Source organism: Acinetobacter johnsonii ANC 3681, assembly GCF_000368805.1.
Taxonomy (GTDB): Bacteria; Pseudomonadota; Gammaproteobacteria; order Pseudomonadales; family Moraxellaceae; genus Acinetobacter; species Acinetobacter johnsonii.
This window is the reverse complement of record NZ_KB849704.1, coordinates 214,797-234,930: the sequence shown is the minus strand read 5'-3', so window position 1 is coordinate 234,930 and position 20,134 is coordinate 214,797. Positions and strand designations below refer to the sequence as shown.

Here is a 20,134-nt window from a genome sequence, read left to right as displayed (position 1 = left end):
TCAATATGTGAATCAAAACCGAAGCCGATCAAAAAGGCAGGTAATAAAACTCAGACCACAATCGGTTTATTTGAGATCTGAGCAAAATTGGTCCGTGATGTTTGATGTTCGCTACGTGTTTAGCGATAGTTTGCTGTGTATCACTATTAGGTGTTACACCCATGAAACGTATGTTGATTAATGCAACACATGCAGAAGAGATTCGCGTTGCACTTGTCACTGGGCAGCGTCTTTACGATTTTGACTTAGAAAATCGTACCCGTGAACAAAAAAAATCCAATATCTATAAAGGTCACGTGACTCGCGTTGAGCCTTCTTTAGAAGCCGTCTTTGTTGAATATGGTGCGGGACGTCAAGGCTTCTTGTCTATGCGTGAAATCGCAAATTCATATTACCAAGCAGACCCTCGCCAAACTTCAAACATTCGCGAATTGATTACTGAAGGCACAGAGCTTTTGGTTCAAGTTGAAAAAGAAGAACGTGGCAACAAAGGCGCTGCCCTTTCTACCTTCATTTCTTTAGCTGGTCGCTATTTGGTACTTATGCCAAATAACCCGAAAGGTGGTGGTATTAGCCGTCAAATTTCAGGTTCAGTACGTGAAGAATTGAAAGAAATGTTGGCGTCGTTAAATATACCTCGTGGCATGAGCGTGATTGTACGTACTGCGGGTATTGGCCGTTCTCAAGAAGAATTACAACTCGACCTACAGCACTTACTTGATCTTTGGGCTCAAATCCAAAACACAGCAAGTTCTGGTCCATCACCAATGTTGGTGCATCAAGAAGCAGGCGTGGTGACGCGTGCGATTCGTGACTATTTACGTGATGATGTTGCTGAGATCTTAATTGATTCAGAGCAAGCCTATAACGAGGCCTATAACTTCGTAAAAGCAGTCATGCCTCGTCAAATCGAAAAGCTAAAAACTTATACGCTAAATGAACCATTATTTGCGCATTTTGGTATCGAAAGCCAAATTCAAACAGCTTATGAACGTGAAGTTAAACTTCCTTCAGGTGGTTCAATCGTTATTGACCAAACCGAAGCATTAGTGTCAATCGACATCAACTCTGCAAAATCAACCCGTGGTAGCGACGTTGAAGATACAGCGCTCAATACCAACCTTGAAGCAGCAGAAGAAATTGCACGTCAACTGCGTTTACGTGACATTGGTGGTTTGGTCGTGATCGACTTTATCGACATGACCAAAGACCGCAACCAACGTATGGTTGAGGCCAAACTTCGCGAAGCAACACAAAGCGACCGTGCCCGTATCCAATTCGGTCAATTGTCTCGTTTTGGCTTAATGGAAATGAGCCGTCAACGTCTACGTCCTTCACTTGAAGAAGCAACAGGTTATGTCTGCCCGCGCTGTCATGGCACAGGTATGGTTCGTGACTTGCGTTCATTATCGCTTTCAATCATGCGTAAAGTAGAAGAAATTGCGCTGCGTGAACGTCATGGGGAAGTTCAAGTACAGGTTCCTGTTGAAATTGCAGCATTCTTATTGAATGAAAAGCGTCACACATTGGTTTACCTCGAACAAACTTCAGGTGTTCGTGTGACTGTACTTCCGCACCCACACTTAGAAACCCCACATTACGAAATTTCGTATAACCCTGAAGGCTTTGCACCAACCAGCTATGAACGCACAGAAGCAACACGTTCAAGCGAAAAAGAGTTGGGTTACGAGTCATCAGAATGGCATTTAGATGGTGCAGATCATGTGCATCAACATGCCGCTCCTGCGCCTGTACAACAAGAAAAAGGCAACAAAAAACCTCGTAACAACGCGCCACAACAACAAGTTGCGCAACAAGCCCCTGCCCAAACTGCACCTTCAAGCAGCCCATGTGCATGGTTAGAAAACTTGTTTGTACAAAAACAAGCCGCGACTGTCGATCAATCACGCTCTGCAAATAATGCTGCTGCTGCCATTGAGCAAATGGTAAATGGCGGTGCAGTGAGCCGTGGTCAGTTTGGTCAAGTTGGCACGCCTGCTGTGGCACCTGTCGCGCCAAGCAACAATGTCTACATGAGCGCTGCACCTGTTCATGCCAAATCTGAACACCGTGAAGATAAGCATGTAGAGAAAGAAGAACGCGGCACACGCCACAACAAAAAGCGCCCTAATAAGCACAAAGAGTCACGTGAGCAAAATGCGCAACATGACAACCAAGTTCATGAAGAAATTGTGCAGGTCTCTCGTCAAGATCAACAGCGCCAAGATCGTTATGAACAACGTCCTGAACGCAATGAACCACAACGCCAAGACCGTCATGAACAACGTACTGAGCGCGGTGAACAACAACGTCAAGACCGTCCAGAGCGCAGTGAACAGCAACGTCAAGAACCGCGTGAAAACAAGCGTTCATCACGTCGCCAACACGGTGAGCAACAGCAAAACACTGATGTTCAAAACGAACAGCAAAATGCAATGCCACGTCGTGACCGTCGTAACCAACCTCGTCCAGAACGCCCAAATCGCCACCGCGACCCAAGTGTACTGAATGAGCAAGCCACTGAAACAGCGCCAGCCGTGGTTCAAGAACCTCAAGTTAAAGTTGAATTGATTGAAGCACCGCGTCAAGAAATGATCACAACAGCCCATGTGGTCAATGTCGATCAAGCGCAAAGTGAAATCGTGGCATTAACTCCGCCTGCACACACTGCAACCGAAACCAAGCCTCAGCAAGCGGCTGTTGCGAAAGCAGAAGTTGAAGTAAAAGCTGAGAAAGTGGTACAGGAGAAAGCAACTGAAGTTGTAGCAGAACCTGCTGAACAAGAAGCAGAGCAAAAACCACGTGAAAGCGTAAAACGTGCCAGCAATGACCCACGCCAACGCCGTCGCCAACAACGCGCTGCACACACACAGCAAACTGCAACACCTAAACTCACACCTTCACAGGTGCCAACTTTAGGTCAGTACACCATCAGCAGCTTGATTCGCCATGTCTATGGTGAAGACTGTTCAGTGCTGATTGAGCAGTTTGGTTTAATTCCAACCTTCAACCGTGCCCTTCAGAAATTTACTGAAGAGTATGCAGCAACGTTAAGCAAAACTGTGACAACGCCTGCTGTTGAAGCAGAGAAAAAACCGGTCACCCGTGATGTTGAAATCACAAAAGCGCAGCCTGAAGCAGAGCCAGTTCCAGTATTGGACCTGACACCGCCTGCACCTGTGTCTGAACAACGTGTTGCAAATGACCCGCGTGAACGTCGTCGTTTAGCTAAACTTGCTGCTGAACAAGCCAAACAAGCACGCGAAACAACACCTGTTGCTGAATCGTCAGCGCCTGAAACTGTAGTTGTTGCAGAAACGCCTGCTTCTGAAGCTGCACCCACTGTAACTCCAGAGGAAAGCGAACCTGTTCTTGCGAAAGAAAGCGAAGCACCCGTTACCGTTGAAAGCAGTGAAGTGAAAAGCTCGGCTGATGTAGCTGCGGTTGAAGAAGTGGAGGTTGTTGTTGCTCCGGTTCAAGCCAAAGCGCCTAGAGCGTCAAAGCAAGCTGAAAAAGCAGAAGTGACTGAAACTGTAGCGGAAACAGCTGCGGACGAGTCGGATAAATCAGACTCGGACAAGCCAGTTCGCCCACGTCGCCCACGTGGTCGTCCACCGAAAAAAGCGAGCCCGACTGAGTCGTAATTCGCCCTAGAGTTGTAAATTTTAAAAACCTAGTCATGTCAGTGGCTAGGTTTTTTTGTTATTTTCGTCAGATTAGGTTGATTGCACTAGACCGAAACGATTAAAAGAACAAGTGTAGAAACTGAGCACTATTCAAACGCATTGGATTGCATAAAATAATTAGGATTCATATGAGCCAACACCCATCACATGACCTCATTGGTATTACCGACGTTGCAGCAAAACTTCCTCAATTCATCAGTAAAGTTCCCAACTTACTCAGTGGATTAAAACAAGCATATTTACGGACCCCAAACACCCCAGCAGGTCTCGGGATTGCTTTTGAAAAAGCAGTGAAGCGCAACCCTCACGGTATGGCCTTGCTTTTTGAAGATCAAAAATTTAGTTACCAAGCCCTCAACGAATGGGCAAACCAAATTGGGCATTATTTTTTATCCATTGGAGCAAAAAAGGGTGATGTCATCACAGTGATGATTGAAAACCGTCCTGAATTGGTTGCAACCGTGATTGCACTTGCCAAAATTGGCGTTACTGCGGCTTTAGTCAATACCTCGCAAGTCGGTAAAGTGCTGGCGCATAGTATTAATCTGGTCAAACCCATTGCAGTCATCGTGGGTGAAGAATGTCGTGCCGCAGTTGATGAAATCCGTCATGATCTAAATCTCTCTGCGGATCGTTTCTATTGGTTTGCCGACCAAGAAACCCAAAAAGATGCAGGCCTTGCGCCAAAAGGTTTCAGTAATCTTGCTGAAAAAATTAATGCCTTTGCCAAGTTCAACACCCCAACCACACACAGTGTGCTGGGTAAAGATGGCTTGTTTTATATTTATACCTCAGGCACAACCGGTCTACCTAAAGCCGTTATTTTCACGCATAGCCGCTGGACATTGGCTTATGGAACCTACGGGCACGTACTCAACCTCGACAAAGACGATGTGATGTATGTCACCTTGCCGCTGTACCATGCAACAGGTATTGTGGTGTGTTGGTGTGGCGTGATTGCAGGTGCTGGCACCTTGGCTTTACGCCGTAAATACTCCACTTCTGCTTTTTGGAAAGATGTGCAAAAGTTCGATGCCTCTGCCATAGGCTATGTGGGTGAGTTATGTCGCTACCTCATGGATGCATCACCTTCAGATTTAGAAAAAGGCCACCGTGTCACCAAAATGATCGGCAATGGCATGCGTCCGAATATTTGGGACAAATTCAAACAGCGGTTTGGTATTGAAGAAATTTTAGAGCTTTATGCATCGAGTGAAGGCAATGTCGGCTTTAGCAATGTATTTAACTTTGACAACACTGTCGGTTTTTCACCCACGCCTTATGCCATTATCCAGTTTGATAAAGAAAAAAATGCGCCTGTTTATGATGCCAAAGGTGGCTGTATCAAGGTCAAAAAAGGCGAAGTTGGTTTATTGATTGGTAAAATTACCCGCCGCTCCCCTTTTGATGGCTATACCGACCCTGAAAAAAATAAATCAGTGATTCTTAAAGATGTCTTCAAGTCCGGCGATGCTTATTTCAACACAGGGGACTTAGTCCGCGACATTGGTTTCCGTCATGCCCAATTCGTCGACCGCTTAGGCGATACCTTCCGCTGGAAAGGCGAAAATGTGTCCACGACTGAAGTTGAAAACATGGTTAGTGAATATGACAAAATCACCGAAGCTGTAGTATATGGTGTTGAAATTCCGAACACCAATGGTCGTGCGGGAATGGCTGCGATTACACTGGCAGATGGCGCTGAACTGAATGAGCAGGATTTAGCTCAAATGCTCGTGAGCTTTAAAAAATGCCTCCCTGCCTATGCTGTACCCGTTTTCTTACGCGTACAAAAGCAAGTTGAAACTACAGGAACATTTAAATACCAAAAGAACAAGCTCAAAGCACAAGCCTTTGACCCGAAAAAAACGGATGAACGTTTGCTGGTCCTGTTACCCAACAGCAGTGCATATGCAGATTTAACGCAACAAGTCTTTGATAACATTCAAGCCTATCAATATCGCTTCTAAACTCGAATTGCTTGTTTTTTAGCTACCTAATCGCAAATTTGTTGTATTTATAATCAAACATCAACAAGTTTGCGATTTTTTACTTGCGCTCGATGCATATCTTGCTACAATACGCTCCATCAAATGATATGGGTCGTTAGCTCAGCTGGTAGAGCAGCGGACTTTTAATCCGTTGGTCCCGCGTTCGAATCGCGGACGACCCACCATTCCTTTGATACCCTTGATGGGTCGTTAGCTCAGCTGGTAGAGCAGCGGACTTTTAATCCGTTGGTCCCGCGTTCGAATCGCGGACGACCCACCATCTTTCTTGTAAAATCTAATTTTACAAACCTGCTCAGGTTCGAATGCTTTAAAAATTTCTTTTTTAAACTTTCAGCGAATATTCTTTCGCACACCTTGCTCAGGGTCGTTAGCTCAGCTGGTAGAGCAGCGGACTTTTAATCCGTTGGTCCCGCGTTCGAATCGCGGACGACCCACCATTTATTTAAATCCTCTTTAATTGCATTGATATGACATTTATTTAGCGACACGCTATTTAAGTCATAAAATTCGCACGCTGTTCATTTCTTCACTATTATTATTCTTCAGTCTTATTCTGTTGCTTTGCCCAATTCCATTTTAACTATGAATTAGGCTCACGCTTTAATGTATACGCACGCTCTAATTTCGGAAAACCTCGTGCATACAATTTTTGGTTAGTGGCATCTAGATTATTACTTTTATCCAAATCCATTTGCAGCGTTTGCGAATCCACCACGCGATAATAAAAATTAATCCCCTCTTTACGATGGACAATCAGCTCTGTTCGCTCTTTATTCATGGTCCACGTATCACGGCGATAATTTAAGTTTGAAAAGCCAGGGCGTTGTTTTTCCGAAAAGACTTTGCCTAAGCGTACAATGCTGCGATGCACCGTACCATCAGGTAAAAAATTGAGAATAAAATCAGCCTTCCCTGTTTCACAAGGGAAAAAATAACCATCACATTGAATTTGTGTGCGATAACGCCCAATAAACTGCTGTTCACCAATATCAAGCGTGCGAGGTGCATACTCCGAATCATCTTGCATGGTTGCCCGCCCTGCCACCTCAGTCAGCTTCTTCCCCGACTCAGCCGTAACAGCAGCATCCTCTACCGTGCTATTTTCATGTTGTTGTGACGCCTCCGACAGCCCACCATCACAGCCAGCTAACGATACACCAATTAGCGCCACCGCTCCTTGCAGTAATGCGCCAATCAAACCCTGATGTCTTCGCTTCAACTTCATTCCACACTCACTTCCTGCACGTGATTAATCTCCATAACCATCACGAATATTCCATCCTGACCCCTAGTGTTTTCTCGGATTCAAATGACTTGCTGACTTTAAGCAGCTGGCTCAACGCCAAATAGAGCACATTTTAGTCCTGATCAAAACCCCAGCTTTTATCTCTTTACATAACTTTACTTTTTAATTAGCTCCGTCACCTTTAAAAACTTAATTCCATCTCCATTTTTAAAATATGAGTGCATAAAGCCACTTAGATTTTAAATTTTAAGGAGACCTAGATGGCCAATGTTGGTTTATATCGCTCAAACCGCTCAAACATGATTGCTGGTGTGATGGGTGGTATTGCTGAACGTTTTGGTTGGAACGCAAATTTACTTCGTATTGTTTTCATCACCATTTCACTGTTAAGTGCAGCATTTCCCGGAATTTTGGTTTACCTGATTCTTTGGTTGGTGATGCCGAAACAAAAAGACCAAATCGAGCATTCTCCACAGGCTCGATCTGGTTATAGCAATACGATGCGTACCGTTAATCCAGATCATCGCAACCCATAAGCGCGCATCTTTCGTCTCAAAAAAGTTTCTTTTTATGCTACGACAACTTCCCCCAAAGTGTCGTAGCTTTTTTTTTGCCTACGACACTCACATAAATTAGTGATGTTGTAACAGACGATATAATGCTGCAATCATATCGGCACGGCTAATGATGCCGACCAAAGCTTTATTTTCAACCACAGGAATATAGTTAAAAGAACGTTCAACAAAGTACGGGATCAAATCTTGTAGTTCTTGATCCGGCTGTACCGTGACCACCTGACGTTTCATAATGTGCTTGACTTGATCTTGCCAAGAGGTACGCAAATCCGTTGCCTTTTGGAACCACTCGACCACTTCATATAAAGCTAAGGTACCGCATATCTGTTCCGCTCGATTTAACACAGGTAAACTCATTAGATTGACCTGTTTAAATTTTTCCACAGCGACTTGAATGTCTTCATCTTCATATAAACAGAGGACATCTTTACTCATAATGTCCCGACAGCGTAGGTCTATATGAAAGCGAGTATCTGCCTGCGCTTGGGCTTTTAAAATCAGTTTTTGTAAATCATATTCACTGATGTCGAGTAACTGTGTTTCTTGGGCTAAAACTTGATGAATATCTTCAGGTTGAATGGTTACCTTCTGGGTTGGGGTCGGGTCGGTGCTACGCGTGTTGACTTGCGCCACAGTTGGGTATTGCTTCCCGAGCAATCGGTTGAACACTATCGCAATCACGAGAAGCAGGATCGAGTTAAGTAGAACAGGATAAAACACAAATTGATACCCTAACTCGTGTACCGTCTCACCTCCCAGCACCGCTGTAATTGCCACAGCACCACTTGGTGGATGCAAAGAATCTGTCGTCATCATCAAAATAATCGACAAAGCCACAGCAACACTAAATGCTTCTGTTAAGTTGGAAATATAGAGTGCGCAGGTCACCCCAATGACGGCTGCAATCGTATTCCCAATCACAATATTCCATGGCTGAGCCAAAGGACTGGCTGGTACGGCAAAAAGCAACACCGAGGACGCACCCATCGGGGCGATATACCATGCATTGATCCCGCCTAGCAGCCACCAACTTAATAATGAAGACAAAGCTAAACCAATTAAAGCCCCCATGCCACAGAGCATTCTTTCCTTTAGCGGTAACACTTTAAAATTTGGTTTTAGCTGGTTGAGCCATGCAAGTGGAGAATAAATCACAATCTGCCTATCATTGCTATTTTTTAGGTGTCGCAAATTATAAAACCTGTACACCAAAAAGGTGTATTCATTTTATATCTTTTAATTATCACTAAAACCGTTTTATCTCAAATATATCCACTGGGACAGTGGATATACACCTCCAACATATTCGTGAAACTGAGCATTTACCTCATCACACTATTCAGCTTATGGTAGAACAGCACCAGAACAACACGGAAGATGTAAAAGAATGACACAATTAGAATGGTTCTCACTGTTCATTTGCGCTCTTGCTGCAGTATTGCATGGTTTATGTGGTTTTGGCTTTCCGATGATGAGCACAGCAGCACTCTCCATACAATATCCCATGCAGACAGCAGTAGCACTGGTTGTCTTACCATGTTTAGCGCTAAATCTTGTGATGTTAAGAGCAGATAAAACCCGTAGCATCAAACAGAGCTTAGCGCACTATATCCAGCAGTATTGGCCACTTATTTTAAGCAGTTTGATCGCCAGTTTTATTGGGGTAAAAATTTTACTGATGCTGAGTGAAGCTTTTCTCAAACTATCATTGGCGTTGATTCTTTCTATTTACCTTGCGGATCAATTCCGCTCACAGCCTATGAACATTCAACCTACGACTTTAAATATGCTGATATTTGGCAGTTTAGCAGGAGTCATTGGCGGTGCAACCAATGCAATGGCTCCTTTTTTAATGATGTACCTTTTAAGCTCAAAACACCAAAAAATAGACATTATTATCATCAGTAACTTGTGCTTTATTGTCAGTAAATTGATTCAAATGGTTCTGCTATTTCCACATCTAGGTCACTTCGACACCAAGCAAAATCAGCTGTTAATTCTTTTACTCATCATAGCCTTAGCCGGTGTGTACATTGGTGAGCGTATCAGACGTTATCTGTCTCAGGAAAAATTTAAAAGATTGATTTTAGGGATCTTAGCCTTACTTGCGCTCAGCTCATTTTGGCAAGCTCTGCAACTGATTAATGCTTAGTTTTCACCTACACTCTTTGCACATGAATGAATAATTCAACAATCCACATTTTTGTGATTAAAATACATCCATAATAATTCAACATCAGGGAATAGAAGAATGAGTCAAGTTCCAAATCTTGCAACGCCCACCAACATGATGCCCAAAGGCTTAATGAAAGGCTGGATTGTTATTTTTATTGCGACCCTTGTGTCTTTAGGGCTTTATCAAATTTTACCCTACGACAACAACGCCAATAAAGGCTTAGCGCTGTTGGTCTTCATTGGGATTTTATGGCTCACTGAGGCCATTCATATTACCATTACAGCGCTACTCATTCCTGTATTGGCTGTCTTTATTGGTATGCCTATGGATAAAGCTGGTGAGCTGGTTCCCATTACCACGCAGGCAGCTTTAGCTAACTTTGCTGACCCTATTATTTTCTTATTTTTTGGTGGTTTTGCACTAGCGACCGCACTACACATTCAAAAACTGGATAAAAAAATTGCGACATGGATTATTTCTCTGTCGGGCGGTCATTTAGGTATTTCTATTTTAGCCATTTTTGCTGTGACCGCAGTTTTGTCAATGTGGATTTCCAATACCGCAACTGCTGCCATGATGTTGCCTTTAGCACTTGGTTTGCTGTCACATTTTGATGGCAGCAAAGACCGCAAAACCTTTGTGTTTATTTTATTAGGGATTGCATACTCTGCCAGTATTGGAGGCTTAGGGACTTTAGTTGGCTCACCGCCCAACGCGATTGCCGCCAAAGCTTTAGACTATGACTTTGCCGACTGGATGAAAATTGGCTTACCAATGATGCTAATCATTCTACCTGCCATGATTGCAAGTTTGTATTTCATTTTACGTCCAAAACTCAATCACAAAGTCGATTTTAAAACAGAAGATATTCCTTGGACGAAGACTCGTGTTGCAACCATGATTTTGTTTATCACCACTGCTTTTGCATGGATTTTCAGTAAGCAAGTTGGAGCGACCTTTGGCTTATCACAAACAGATACATGGATTGCGCTCACAGCAGCCTGTCTCGTGGTTGTTTTAGGTACAGCCACATGGAGACAAGTTGCTGAAAATACCGATTGGGGAGTTTTGTTTTTGTTTGGTGGGGGGCTAACACTGAGCGCCATTTTAAAAGACTCTGGAAGTTCTTTAGTATTAGGTCAAACCATTGCCAATACCTTTGGTGATACATCCCCACTGATTATTATTTTTGTGGTGGCGACGTTCATTATTTTCTTAACCGAATTTACCAGTAACACCGCTTCTGCGGCACTGCTTGTTCCTGTATTTGCTGTCATTGCAGACCAAATGGGCATGCCAAAAGAAATTTTAGTGATTATTATTGGTATTGGTGCTTCATGTGCATTCATGCTTCCTGTCGCTACACCACCAAATGCAATTGTGTTTGGTACAGGGCATATTCAGCAGGTAGAAATGATGAAAGTCGGTTTTGTGCTCAACATCATGTGTATTTTTATCGTCTCTCTTTTTGTATATTGGTTCTTTATTTAGACTGCTTGCGACCCTTGCAAAAAAGCACCTTCGGGTGCTTTTTTATACTGTAATATTTTGATAATTTTAGTGCCAATCTAACTATAAAATCATATCTAGCCAACATGGACTCCTTTACTAAAAAACTCTTTCAGCCGCTACAGCAAACAAAAAAGAGAATAGCCGCAAATTTATTCCTTGCACCTATTGGAGGACTACCAGCTACTGTTATGGCTACATTCATTATCACAATCATAAGTGGTCAAGTGACCAATGCCAAGATCTTACTGTATCTGTTTATGATGATTCTTCCTGCTTTTTTATTCTATTTGTGTTTTTTCTATATCCCCTATCTTCTTCTCTTTTTAGTATTACAGCATTTGCATAAATTCCATCTCTTCAATATAGGGTTAGCAACGCTATTCGGCTTCCTCAGCTTTTATTACATTTCTTATCCCCATAGTTTTTTAGATGTATTTACCCTAATAGTATTAGTCTTATTTTTCATTTTACCCACAGCTGTTTTTTTTATTTTCCTCAGCTTAAAAAGCCATAAACAAATCATGGAGGAAAAATGCAACCTTCGCCAAAAACCTAAAGGTAATCACTAAAATTACTATTCTGTATTTTGCACAGAAACTTTGCCACTCACTCGCAAAATCCTTATACTTAGAACCAATTTTTTCTTATATTTATAATGGATGCTGCATGAGTCGCGCCATATCGCATATTGATACATTCCAAGGCTTAATTCTTGCCTTACAAAACTACTGGGCTGAACAAGGTTGTGTCATTTTACAACCTTACGATATGGAAATGGGTGCAGGAACATTCCACACTGCAACATTCTTACGCGCACTTGGGCCTGAAACTTGGAACGCAGCATACGTTCAACCCTCACGTCGTCCTAAAGACGGTCGTTATGGCGAAAACCCAAACCGTTTGCAACACTATTACCAGTTCCAAGTGGTACTAAAGCCAAACCCAGATAATATCCAACAACTTTACCTAGACTCCTTAGAAGCGATTGGTATCGATACCCTTACTCACGATATTCGTTTTGTAGAAGACAACTGGGAATCTCCAACACTGGGTGCTTGGGGCTTAGGTTGGGAAGTTTGGCTCAACGGTATGGAAGTGACTCAGTTCACTTACTTCCAACAAGTCGGTGGTGTTGAGTGTTACCCAGTAACAGGTGAAATCACTTACGGTCTTGAGCGTTTGGCAATGTACTTACAAGGTGTCGATTCTGTTTACGATCTTGTTTGGACCAAAGGTCAGTTTGGTACTGTGACTTATGGCGATGTGTTCCATCAAAATGAAGTGGAACAATCGACCTATAACTTTGAATATGCAAATGTTGAAAAAATGTTTGAATTATTCGATTTCTATGAAGCAGAAGCAACTCGCTTAATGGAAGCTGAACTTCCACTTCCTGCCTATGAACAAGTGATTAAAGCATCACATAGCTTTAACTTGCTCGATGCACGTGGTGCGATTTCTGTGACTGAGCGTCAACGCTATATTTTACGTGTACGTACTTTGGCACGTTCAATTGCACAAAGTTATGTGGCTGCTCGTGCCAAGCTTGGTTTCCCAATGGCGGAGCCGCATTTACGTGATGAAGTTTTAGCGCAATTGAAAGCTCAGGTTGAAGCTGAAGCGGCTCAAGCAGAAAAATCAGCGGAGAACAAATAATGTCTAAACATACCATTTTATTTGAACTTGGCTGTGAAGAACTTCCCCCAAAAAGCTTAAAAACTTTACGTGATGCATTGCAAGCTGAAACAGAAAAAGGCTTAAATGATGCAGGTTTGGCTTTTGATTCTATCGAAGCTTATGCAGCACCTCGTCGTTTGGCATTGAAAATTATCAATGTCGATGGTGCGCAAGCCGATACTCAAAAACGCTTTGATGGCCCTGCGGTACAAGCTGCTTATGATGCAGAAGGTAAGCCAACCAAAGCACTTGAAGGCTTTATGCGTGGTCAAGGCATTACTGCGGATCAAGTTTCAACTTTCCAAGCAGGTAAAGTTGAAAAAGTTTGTTATTTAAAAGATGTCAAAGGTCAAAGCCTTGACGTATTATTGCCACAAATTTTACAAACCGCTTTGGATAACCTTCCAATTGCAAAACGTATGCGTTCTGCGGCAAGCCGTACTGAATTCGTTCGTCCTGTAAAATGGGTTGTATTGTTAAAAGACAATGATGTTGTTGATGCAACCATTCAGGATCACAAAGCAGGCAACGTGACTTATGGTCATCGTTTCCATGCACCTGAAGCGATTACTTTAACCAATGCGGATGCTTATTTAGATGCGCTTCGTACTGCAAAAGTTGTGGCGAATTTTGAAGAACGCCAAGCCATCATCGACCAACAAGTGAAAGCGCTTGCTGATGAAGTGAATGCAATTGCCATCGTCCCAAGCGACCTTCGTGATGAAGTGACTGCATTGGTTGAATGGCCAGTTGCGCTTCGTGCAAGCTTTGAAGAACGTTTCCTTGCTGTGCCTCAAGAAGCATTGATCACGACGATGCAAGACAATCAGAAGTATTTCTGTTTGGTGAATGCTGACAATAAACTTCAACCTTACTTCATTACTGTTTCAAATATTGAGTCTAAAGATCCAACTCAAATCATTGAAGGAAATGAAAAAGTTGTACGCCCTCGTTTGTCTGATGCAGAATTCTTCTTCTTACAAGATCAAAAGCAACCGCTTGCATCTCGTAAAGAAAAATTAGCCAATATGGTTTTCCAAGCACAATTAGGTACGCTTTGGAATAAATCTGAACGTATTGCTAAATTGGCTGTGGCTTTATCTGCTATCACGGGTGCAAATCCTGCGGATGCTGAAAAAGCAGCACTGCTTGCAAAGTGTGATTTAACTTCTGAATTGGTCGGTGAATTCCCAGAACTTCAAGGGATTGCGGGCACTTACTATGCACGTATTGAAGGCGAGAATGATGAAGTTGCGGAAGCTTTAGGTGAGCAATATTTACCTAAATTTGCAGGTGACGTTTTACCGCAGACCAAGACAGGGACTACGATTGCCCTTGCGGATCGTTTAGATACCCTGACTGGTATTTTCGGTATTGGTCAAGCACCTACAGGTTCGAAAGACCCGTTTGCTTTACGTCGTTCTGCGATTGGTATTTTGCGTTTAGTGACTGAAAATAATCTTGATGTTTCAATTGAAGAACTCATCAAGCTTGCTTTGGCTGCTTATGGCGATGTATTGAAAGATCATGACAAGACTTTGGCGGATGCTGTTGCGTTCCTTGAAGGTCGTTATCGTGCGAAGTATGAAGACCAAGGTGTTGCTGTTGATGTGATTCAAGCAGTTCAAGCACTTTCACCAAAATCTCCTTTAGATTTTGATAAGCGTGTAACTGCGGTGAATCATTTCCGTAGCCTGCCTGAAGCCGCTGCTTTGGCTGCTGCGAATAAACGTGTTGCTAATATCTTGGCAAAAGAAGCTGCGCCTACAGGTGAGATTGTTGAGTCTAAACTGGTTGAAGATGCTGAAAAAGCACTTTATGCAGAAATTCAGAATATCTTGCCTGTGGTTCAACCACTTTTAGCTGCGAAAGACTATACGGCTGCCCTTTCTAAGTTAGCTGCGCTGCGTGCACCAATTGATGCCTTCTTTGATGGCGTAATGGTAATGGCGGATGATGCCGATTTGAAAGCCAACCGTTTACGTTTACTGGCTCAGTTACGTAACTTGTTTACAAGTGTTGCGGATATTTCAGTGTTGCAGCACTAAGCTAAATGATTGAAATAAAATTTAAACCCTGCTAGTAATAGCAGGGTTTTTTAATACTAAGAATAAATCAGCAATAATCATAATGAATACCTCAACCATTAAAAATTTTTACCGTATAGATGCGTACCTTGTGCTTTGCCATACACTTTTGCTGGCATTCGGTTATGGCCTATGGAAGCTATATCCTCATATACCAACCAAACCGGATATGAGCGGGCTATTCTTTATGATTATCTCTATTTTGGGCGGTTTTGCAGGGCTGATTGTGCTGGCTGTGACTCTGCCTCGTTTAGACTGTTCTATCCGTAATTTATCAGTGAACAAATTTGTTTTGGCTTTGCTGTATTGGGTCTCTAGTACCGCCATTTTTGTACTATTTGGCAGCAGTAAATTTTTCTTCAATAATCCGCTCGTTTTGCTGATTTTTGTGTTGCTGTTTTTCGGCAGTGTTTATCTTTCAGTGATCCACCTTGCAGATATACGTAAAAAAGACTGGCTGATTTTAAGCGGAATTTTTGGAACTATTGGGCTATTCTTCTTTTTTCCAAAGTTTTAGAAAACTAAAAAAGCAAAAGATGCTGAGCTTGTAGTGCTTTGTGCACCTAACGATGCATTCTTTGATGGTGTAAGGGTTATAGCATAGATAGCGTCGTGAAAGCTAACCGCTTACATTTAGTGGTTCAGTTGCATTGCTTGTTTATAAGTGTACGGGTATTTCTGTGTAAAAGCTCCAAGTCTTAATCATTTGTAAAATAAAGAAAAAAACGCTATAAAATAATTGGGTTTTTATTTGAGATAAATGATGGCAAAGCCACGTATTTTTGTAAGTTCTACTTATTACGATTTAAAACATATTCGTGCGTCCTTAAGCTTATTTATTGATTCTCTAGGCTATGAATCAATTTTATTCGAAAAAGGACAAATTGCTTTTGTCAGCGATGACCCACTTGATATTTCTTGCTATCGAGAAGCAGAAACTGCAGATATTTTTGTACTAATTATTGGTGGGCGCTATGGATCAGAAACTAGTACAGAAAAAATTGACGGAGAGAAAAACCAATATACAAATTACAATAGTATCACACGTAAAGAGTATGAAACGGCTAGTGAAAATCATATACCAACATATATTCTAATTGAAAAAGGTGTTTATGCTGAATATCAAACTTATAAACGAAATAAAAATAATATAGATATCGAGTATGCCCATGTGGATAATATTAATATCTTTAAACTGATTGATGATATTTATAAAAAACCTAATAACAATCCGATTTTTTCTTTTGAAAAATATAATGAAATTGAGGAGTGGCTTAGAGATCAATGGGCAGGCTTATTCAAAGATTTTTTAGTAAAAAGAGGAAATACAAAAAAACTAGAATCTTTACAAAGCCAAATTAGGCACTTAGAAACTCTTAATTTAACTCTAAAAAACTATTTAGAAGTACTGTTATATGCTGACAAAAATTTAGAGACACAAAATATTATACAACAAGAAAACGAAAAGATTTCCAAATCCCAGATAATTGAAAATATTCATAACTTATTTATTGTAAGTTATTTATTCGATGGAAAATCTCTAAGTAGCAATCAAATTGAAGAACTAATTTCCATATTAAAAATATCAGAAAATCCTTTTGATTTTATACATAGAATATCTAGCCACTTACCAATATCAAGCAACTCGTATAGCAGCTCAATTAAGCACTTAAAGGATAAAAATATGTCTTTTTTAAATGATATTAATGAACTAAGAACTACTATTGGCCTACCTAAATGGCAATACATATAAAAACCAACAAACCTATAGGAAATAATCACTCATTTCCCTATACTCAACCTAACAACTCGCAACAAGAACGAACCTTATGAAATTAAAAACTGTACTTTTCGCTACTTTTGCTGCCCTTTCTATTACAGCATGTACATCTCAACCAACGATTCCACAGTTGACAGCGGGTGTATTACAAGAAGTCCAAGACATTGAAGTTTATCCGGACACAACTAATAACAAAGCAAAATTGACCAAATTTGAAGATAAATGTGTCATCGAATTTACCGGCAACCTCAAAGCAGGCAAAGTCGTAGAACAGTGGGCGTTCCGTGACTACACCCTCATCACAGGTGGCTCAGCAACCTTTGCACTCGATGGTACAAGCACAGCAACCAAATTTGAATTACACGATGCTGAAGTACAGAAAAACTTCCTTGCACTACGTAATCACTTTGCAAAAGAAGCCTTAGCGCAATGTAACTAAGCAAATCGTCATCACTGGTACAACATCAGTGATGACTTTCTCTCAAATGCCTTTCGCTTCATATCTTTTATTTCAACGCTAGTCTCCATACTCTTTACATTTAAAACAACGACCACGCATAAACTTACATAATTTTAATGAATTAACTGAACGACACAATTTTCAGCCCATTGTTCATGCGCTGTTGCCGCATTGTGCGACTTTCATATCAAACGCTATTTTTGAGCTCATTTCTGTCTATGATGACTGCTGTTCTGAACTCCTCATCGGGTTCTGTCATAAGAGGTAGAAAATCAAAGATGAAAGTTTTAACAAAAACACTCACCGCTTCGGCTTTAACCACTGCACTTTTAGCCTCCACTTCCCTATTTGCAAATACCACAGCCAATACATCGGCCAATGTTCAAGTTCAAACCTCGCAGCCAAGCGTATTGCAAAACTTAAAACATGATGTCAAACATGCCGCGCATGCGACAGGTGAAACGGTTGAGCATGGTGTCGACAAAACCAAAGCATTCAGCAAAGAAAAATGGCAAGACACCAAAGAATTTTCAGCTGAAAAATCTGCTGTCGTAAAAGATAAGTCTGGTGACGTTAAACACTCTGTTGAGCATAACACCAAAAAAAGTGGTCACTATATAGCGGATAAAGCGAAACAAGGCCAACAAGCGACCAAACAAAAATGGCAGGAAACTAAGCAGGCTGTCAATGGTCAACCCAAACGTGCAGACGTAAATGGGCAAGCCCAAGTGGAACTAGATACACCTGTTGCTAAAGCCAAAGTCGGTTCATCGACCGATGCCGCTGTTGGCGCGAAGTAGAAGTTAAACTCCTCCAGAGTTGAAAGAGTCCATATGCTGGGCTCTTTTTTTAGCTATATACGTTTGCACACTACGCTTGTTTACAACCAAGCACATGAAATTCACACAAAGAGGCTTTATGCTAAAACGCTGATTTATGCACGATAGCCCAAGAGGTACACTGCTCTATGAACATGATGAAAACAACACTCTTCTGCGCTCTTTTAATGACAACAGCAGGTGTATGGGCACAAACAGAAACCACCACTCAGCAAACGCAAAAGCCAATTACGCCTTATGGTAAAAACCCCAACATCTTTCACGTTTGGGCTTATAAAACGCAAGAAGGTGTGATTAACACGGCGGAAAAAGTCGGGACAGCAACAGAAAAAGGCATCCAAAAAATTCGCCCTTCTGCACACCAAGCCTTGGACAGCGCCAAAACCATCACCAACAACACCGCAGAACAAGCCAAAGAAACAGGACAGCAAGTTACCCAAAATGTGAATAAAAAGCTGCATGAAACCAAGCAAGTGATTACTGGTCAAACAGACCAACCCGCTCCCATTTACCAAGGCAGTTTAAGTCAACCGTCATCAGCACCCGTAGATGCACCTGCGGTTCAAGCACCTTCTGTCTCATCTCCACAGCCTGTCGCACCCCAAACAGTAAATGAACCCACGATTACCCAAGCACCATCATCATTTACACCAGCCCAAGCAGAAGAAGAAATTAAAGTGACTAAGCTTTAATATCAAAAAAGCCCATCAGTTGATGGGCTTTTTAGTTGTCATTATTTGCTTTAATTCACCCGACTGATTGGCTGCCCTGCTTGAAAAGCTTGAGCATTTTCCACTAACTGCTGCACCATGCGTTGACGTGCTTCGACACTGCCCCACGCACTGTGTGGTGTAATGATTAAATTCGGCAGACGAGCCTCCAATAAAACATTACCCTCTTTTGGTGGCTCAACGGTCAATACATCAGTTGCAGCGCCCGCAATCTGACCCTGTTTTAACGCGGCGGTCAAAGCTGCTTCATTCACAATCCCACCCCGTGCACAATTAATTAAAAAGGCACTTTTTTTCATTTTTGCGAAAGCCTGAGCATCAATCAGGTCGCGAGTATCATCGGTTAATGGACAATGCAGACTGATAAAATCTGATTGCGTCAGCAAGTCATTAAAACCTACTCGTGTTGAGTCAGCGTGTGGACGGTTTGGCAAATTACCCACCAAAACCCGCATTCCAAATGCTTCAGCGAGTTTGGCCACCGCCTGCCCCAATTCCCCATACCCTAAAATGCCCAAGGTCTTGCCTGAAAGTTCAATAATTGGGTAGTCCAGTAGGCAAAACTGCGAGGCTTTATTCCATTCGCCTTGCTGCACCGCGCGGTCGTATTGCAAGCATGAGGTTGCCAGATTGAGCATCAACATTAAAGTGTGCTGTGCCACCGCTGCCGTGCCATACCCCTGACAATTACACACCACAACACCTTGTACTTTGGCTTGCTGCAAATCGATATTATTGGTGCCTGTGGCAGAGATTAAAATCAACTTTAACTGAGGGCATTGTTTTAAGGTGTCGGCATCCAGCATAACTTTGTTGCTAATAATCACATCTGCGTCTTGCACGCGCGCAACAAGCGTCTCAGCATCGGTACTTGGGTAAAGGATTAGCTCATCAAAAACAGCATGCAGTGCTTGAAAGTCCAAATCATTTTTATCTAAGGATGCACAATCTAGAAATACGGCTTTCATTGCTCACGTCCTGTTGTTCTGCATAATGATAGAGCGCTTATTTAAACCAACTCAGCTCCATTTTTCAACGTAAACACTGTCTTGACCACCTAAAAATAGCCGCAACACACAGAAAAAAGCCCGCTATTTAACGGGCTTATTACGATGAATACGAATAGAAATACTGATTTGTTTAATCACATAAAACGTCAGGATTAGCAGGAGAATGAGACCACCACCGAATGTCAGATAAGCTGGGTCTAAACTTTGTGCCAGTACGCTTTGTGATGTTGAAATAAACAGTAATGTTATAAATACAGCCGACCAATGTCTTTGCATTGCTTCCACCCTATTTGATCTTTATCCGTGTTGTTTAAAAGATAAACAATACTTTCATATTAAACCA

Annotated in this window: 16 protein-coding genes and 3 tRNA genes; 15 read left to right on the top strand and 4 right to left on the bottom strand. The window is 42.0% G+C overall.

Going from position 1 to position 20,134, the window contains the following annotated elements:
* Nucleotides 1–161 precede the first annotated feature (161 nt).
* The 5 genes from F946_RS03340 (at nucleotide 162) to F946_RS03320 (ending at nucleotide 6,135) form a co-directional block, all read left to right on the top strand.
* Nucleotides 162–3,644: an Rne/Rng family ribonuclease gene (locus F946_RS03340; RefSeq protein WP_004978890.1), complete on the top strand. Its 3,483-nt coding sequence runs from the start codon at nucleotides 162–164 to the stop codon at nucleotides 3,642–3,644.
* A 170-nt stretch (nucleotides 3,645–3,814) separates the two neighbouring features.
* Complete coding sequence (locus F946_RS03335) at nucleotides 3,815–5,656, top strand: long-chain-acyl-CoA synthetase (protein WP_004978889.1); 1,842 nt, start codon at nucleotides 3,815–3,817, stop codon at nucleotides 5,654–5,656.
* Between the two features lie 130 nt (nucleotides 5,657–5,786).
* A tRNA-Lys gene (locus tag F946_RS03330) sits at nucleotides 5,787–5,862 on the top strand.
* A 19-nt stretch (nucleotides 5,863–5,881) separates the two neighbouring features.
* A tRNA-Lys gene (locus F946_RS03325) sits at nucleotides 5,882–5,957 on the top strand.
* Nucleotides 5,958–6,059: 102 nt separating this feature from the next.
* Nucleotides 6,060–6,135, top strand: a tRNA-Lys gene (locus tag F946_RS03320).
* A gap of 143 nt (nucleotides 6,136–6,278) precedes the next feature.
* On the opposite strand, the gene F946_RS03315 is transcribed toward F946_RS03320, so the two are convergent.
* Nucleotides 6,279–6,923, bottom strand: a complete 645-nt coding sequence (locus tag F946_RS03315; protein WP_004978888.1) for a hypothetical protein — start codon at nucleotides 6,921–6,923, stop codon at nucleotides 6,279–6,281.
* A gap of 281 nt (nucleotides 6,924–7,204) precedes the next feature.
* Here F946_RS03315 and F946_RS03310 point away from each other — a divergent pair, with 281 nt between their 5' ends.
* Nucleotides 7,205–7,480: a PspC domain-containing protein gene (locus F946_RS03310; RefSeq protein WP_004692583.1), complete on the top strand. Its 276-nt coding sequence runs from the start codon at nucleotides 7,205–7,207 to the stop codon at nucleotides 7,478–7,480.
* A gap of 96 nt (nucleotides 7,481–7,576) precedes the next feature.
* Here the strand turns inward: F946_RS03310 and F946_RS03305 are convergent, their stop codons facing one another.
* Nucleotides 7,577–8,674, bottom strand: coding sequence for an HPP family protein (locus F946_RS03305; RefSeq protein ID WP_035326371.1), 1,098 nt, complete (start codon nucleotides 8,672–8,674; stop codon nucleotides 7,577–7,579).
* A gap of 232 nt (nucleotides 8,675–8,906) precedes the next feature.
* Here F946_RS03305 and F946_RS03300 point away from each other — a divergent pair, with 232 nt between their 5' ends.
* From F946_RS03300 to F946_RS03255, 9 genes are all read left to right on the top strand, one after another.
* The gene (locus F946_RS03300; RefSeq protein WP_004978883.1) at nucleotides 8,907–9,671 is read left to right on the top strand and encodes a sulfite exporter TauE/SafE family protein; all 765 of its coding nucleotides are present in this window, start codon (nucleotides 8,907–8,909) and stop codon (nucleotides 9,669–9,671) included.
* A gap of 99 nt (nucleotides 9,672–9,770) precedes the next feature.
* Nucleotides 9,771–11,186 carry an SLC13 family permease gene (locus tag F946_RS03295; RefSeq protein WP_004978881.1) on the top strand — a complete coding sequence of 472 codons (1,416 nt, stop codon included), beginning with the start codon at nucleotides 9,771–9,773 and terminating at the stop codon, nucleotides 11,184–11,186.
* A gap of 687 nt (nucleotides 11,187–11,873) precedes the next feature.
* Nucleotides 11,874–12,863 (top strand): glycine--tRNA ligase subunit alpha, encoded by a 990-nt coding sequence (gene glyQ / locus F946_RS03285; RefSeq protein WP_004978878.1) that lies wholly within the window; start codon nucleotides 11,874–11,876, stop codon nucleotides 12,861–12,863.
* A complete protein-coding gene (gene glyS, locus F946_RS03280) occupies nucleotides 12,863–14,932 on the top strand; it encodes a glycine--tRNA ligase subunit beta (RefSeq protein WP_004978877.1) in 2,070 nt (689 codons plus the stop codon). Before glyQ ends, glyS begins: the two co-directional genes overlap by 1 nt.
* A gap of 82 nt (nucleotides 14,933–15,014) precedes the next feature.
* On the top strand, nucleotides 15,015–15,488 hold the full coding sequence (locus tag F946_RS03275) for a hypothetical protein (protein WP_004978873.1): 474 nt from the start codon (nucleotides 15,015–15,017) through the stop codon (nucleotides 15,486–15,488).
* A gap of 246 nt (nucleotides 15,489–15,734) precedes the next feature.
* Nucleotides 15,735–16,724: a DUF4062 domain-containing protein gene (locus F946_RS03270; RefSeq protein ID WP_004978869.1), complete on the top strand. Its 990-nt coding sequence runs from the start codon at nucleotides 15,735–15,737 to the stop codon at nucleotides 16,722–16,724.
* Between the two features lie 76 nt (nucleotides 16,725–16,800).
* Nucleotides 16,801–17,190 (top strand): hypothetical protein, encoded by a 390-nt coding sequence (locus F946_RS03265; protein ID WP_004978867.1) that lies wholly within the window; start codon nucleotides 16,801–16,803, stop codon nucleotides 17,188–17,190.
* 299 nt (nucleotides 17,191–17,489) lie between these two features.
* The gene (locus F946_RS03260) at nucleotides 17,490–18,011 is read left to right on the top strand and encodes a hypothetical protein (protein WP_004978865.1); all 522 of its coding nucleotides are present in this window, start codon (nucleotides 17,490–17,492) and stop codon (nucleotides 18,009–18,011) included.
* 167 nt (nucleotides 18,012–18,178) lie between these two features.
* Nucleotides 18,179–18,742: a hypothetical protein gene (locus F946_RS03255; protein WP_004978862.1), complete on the top strand. Its 564-nt coding sequence runs from the start codon at nucleotides 18,179–18,181 to the stop codon at nucleotides 18,740–18,742.
* 50 nt (nucleotides 18,743–18,792) lie between these two features.
* Here the strand turns inward: F946_RS03255 and F946_RS03250 are convergent, their stop codons facing one another.
* Nucleotides 18,793–19,749, bottom strand: coding sequence for a 2-hydroxyacid dehydrogenase (locus F946_RS03250; protein ID WP_004978858.1), 957 nt, complete (start codon nucleotides 19,747–19,749; stop codon nucleotides 18,793–18,795).
* A 123-nt stretch (nucleotides 19,750–19,872) separates the two neighbouring features.
* Nucleotides 19,873–20,067 carry a hypothetical protein gene (locus tag F946_RS03245; protein WP_004692607.1) on the bottom strand — a complete coding sequence of 65 codons (195 nt, stop codon included), beginning with the start codon at nucleotides 20,065–20,067 and terminating at the stop codon, nucleotides 19,873–19,875.
* Between the last annotated feature and the right edge of the window lie 67 nt (nucleotides 20,068–20,134).

Coding starts and splice junctions, on each gene's coding strand:
- F946_RS03340 (WP_004978890.1), top strand. CDS start 162: ATGAAACGTATGTTGATTAATGCAACACATGCAGAAGAGATTCGCGTT.
- F946_RS03250 (WP_004978858.1), bottom strand. CDS start 19,749: ATGAAAGCCGTATTTCTAGATTGTGCATCCTTAGATAAAAATGATTTG.
- F946_RS03255 (WP_004978862.1), top strand. CDS start 18,179: ATGAACATGATGAAAACAACACTCTTCTGCGCTCTTTTAATGACAACA.
- F946_RS03300 (WP_004978883.1), top strand. CDS start 8,907: ATGACACAATTAGAATGGTTCTCACTGTTCATTTGCGCTCTTGCTGCA.
- F946_RS03265 (WP_004978867.1), top strand. CDS start 16,801: ATGAAATTAAAAACTGTACTTTTCGCTACTTTTGCTGCCCTTTCTATT.
- F946_RS03275 (WP_004978873.1), top strand. CDS start 15,015: ATGAATACCTCAACCATTAAAAATTTTTACCGTATAGATGCGTACCTT.
- F946_RS03315 (WP_004978888.1), bottom strand. CDS start 6,923: ATGAAGTTGAAGCGAAGACATCAGGGTTTGATTGGCGCATTACTGCAA.
- F946_RS03310 (WP_004692583.1), top strand. CDS start 7,205: ATGGCCAATGTTGGTTTATATCGCTCAAACCGCTCAAACATGATTGCT.
- F946_RS03270 (WP_004978869.1), top strand. CDS start 15,735: ATGGCAAAGCCACGTATTTTTGTAAGTTCTACTTATTACGATTTAAAA.
- glyS (WP_004978877.1), top strand. CDS start 12,863: ATGTCTAAACATACCATTTTATTTGAACTTGGCTGTGAAGAACTTCCC.
- F946_RS03245 (WP_004692607.1), bottom strand. CDS start 20,067: ATGCAAAGACATTGGTCGGCTGTATTTATAACATTACTGTTTATTTCA.
- F946_RS03260 (WP_004978865.1), top strand. CDS start 17,490: ATGAAAGTTTTAACAAAAACACTCACCGCTTCGGCTTTAACCACTGCA.
- F946_RS03295 (WP_004978881.1), top strand. CDS start 9,771: ATGAGTCAAGTTCCAAATCTTGCAACGCCCACCAACATGATGCCCAAA.
- F946_RS03335 (WP_004978889.1), top strand. CDS start 3,815: ATGAGCCAACACCCATCACATGACCTCATTGGTATTACCGACGTTGCA.
- glyQ (WP_004978878.1), top strand. CDS start 11,874: ATGAGTCGCGCCATATCGCATATTGATACATTCCAAGGCTTAATTCTT.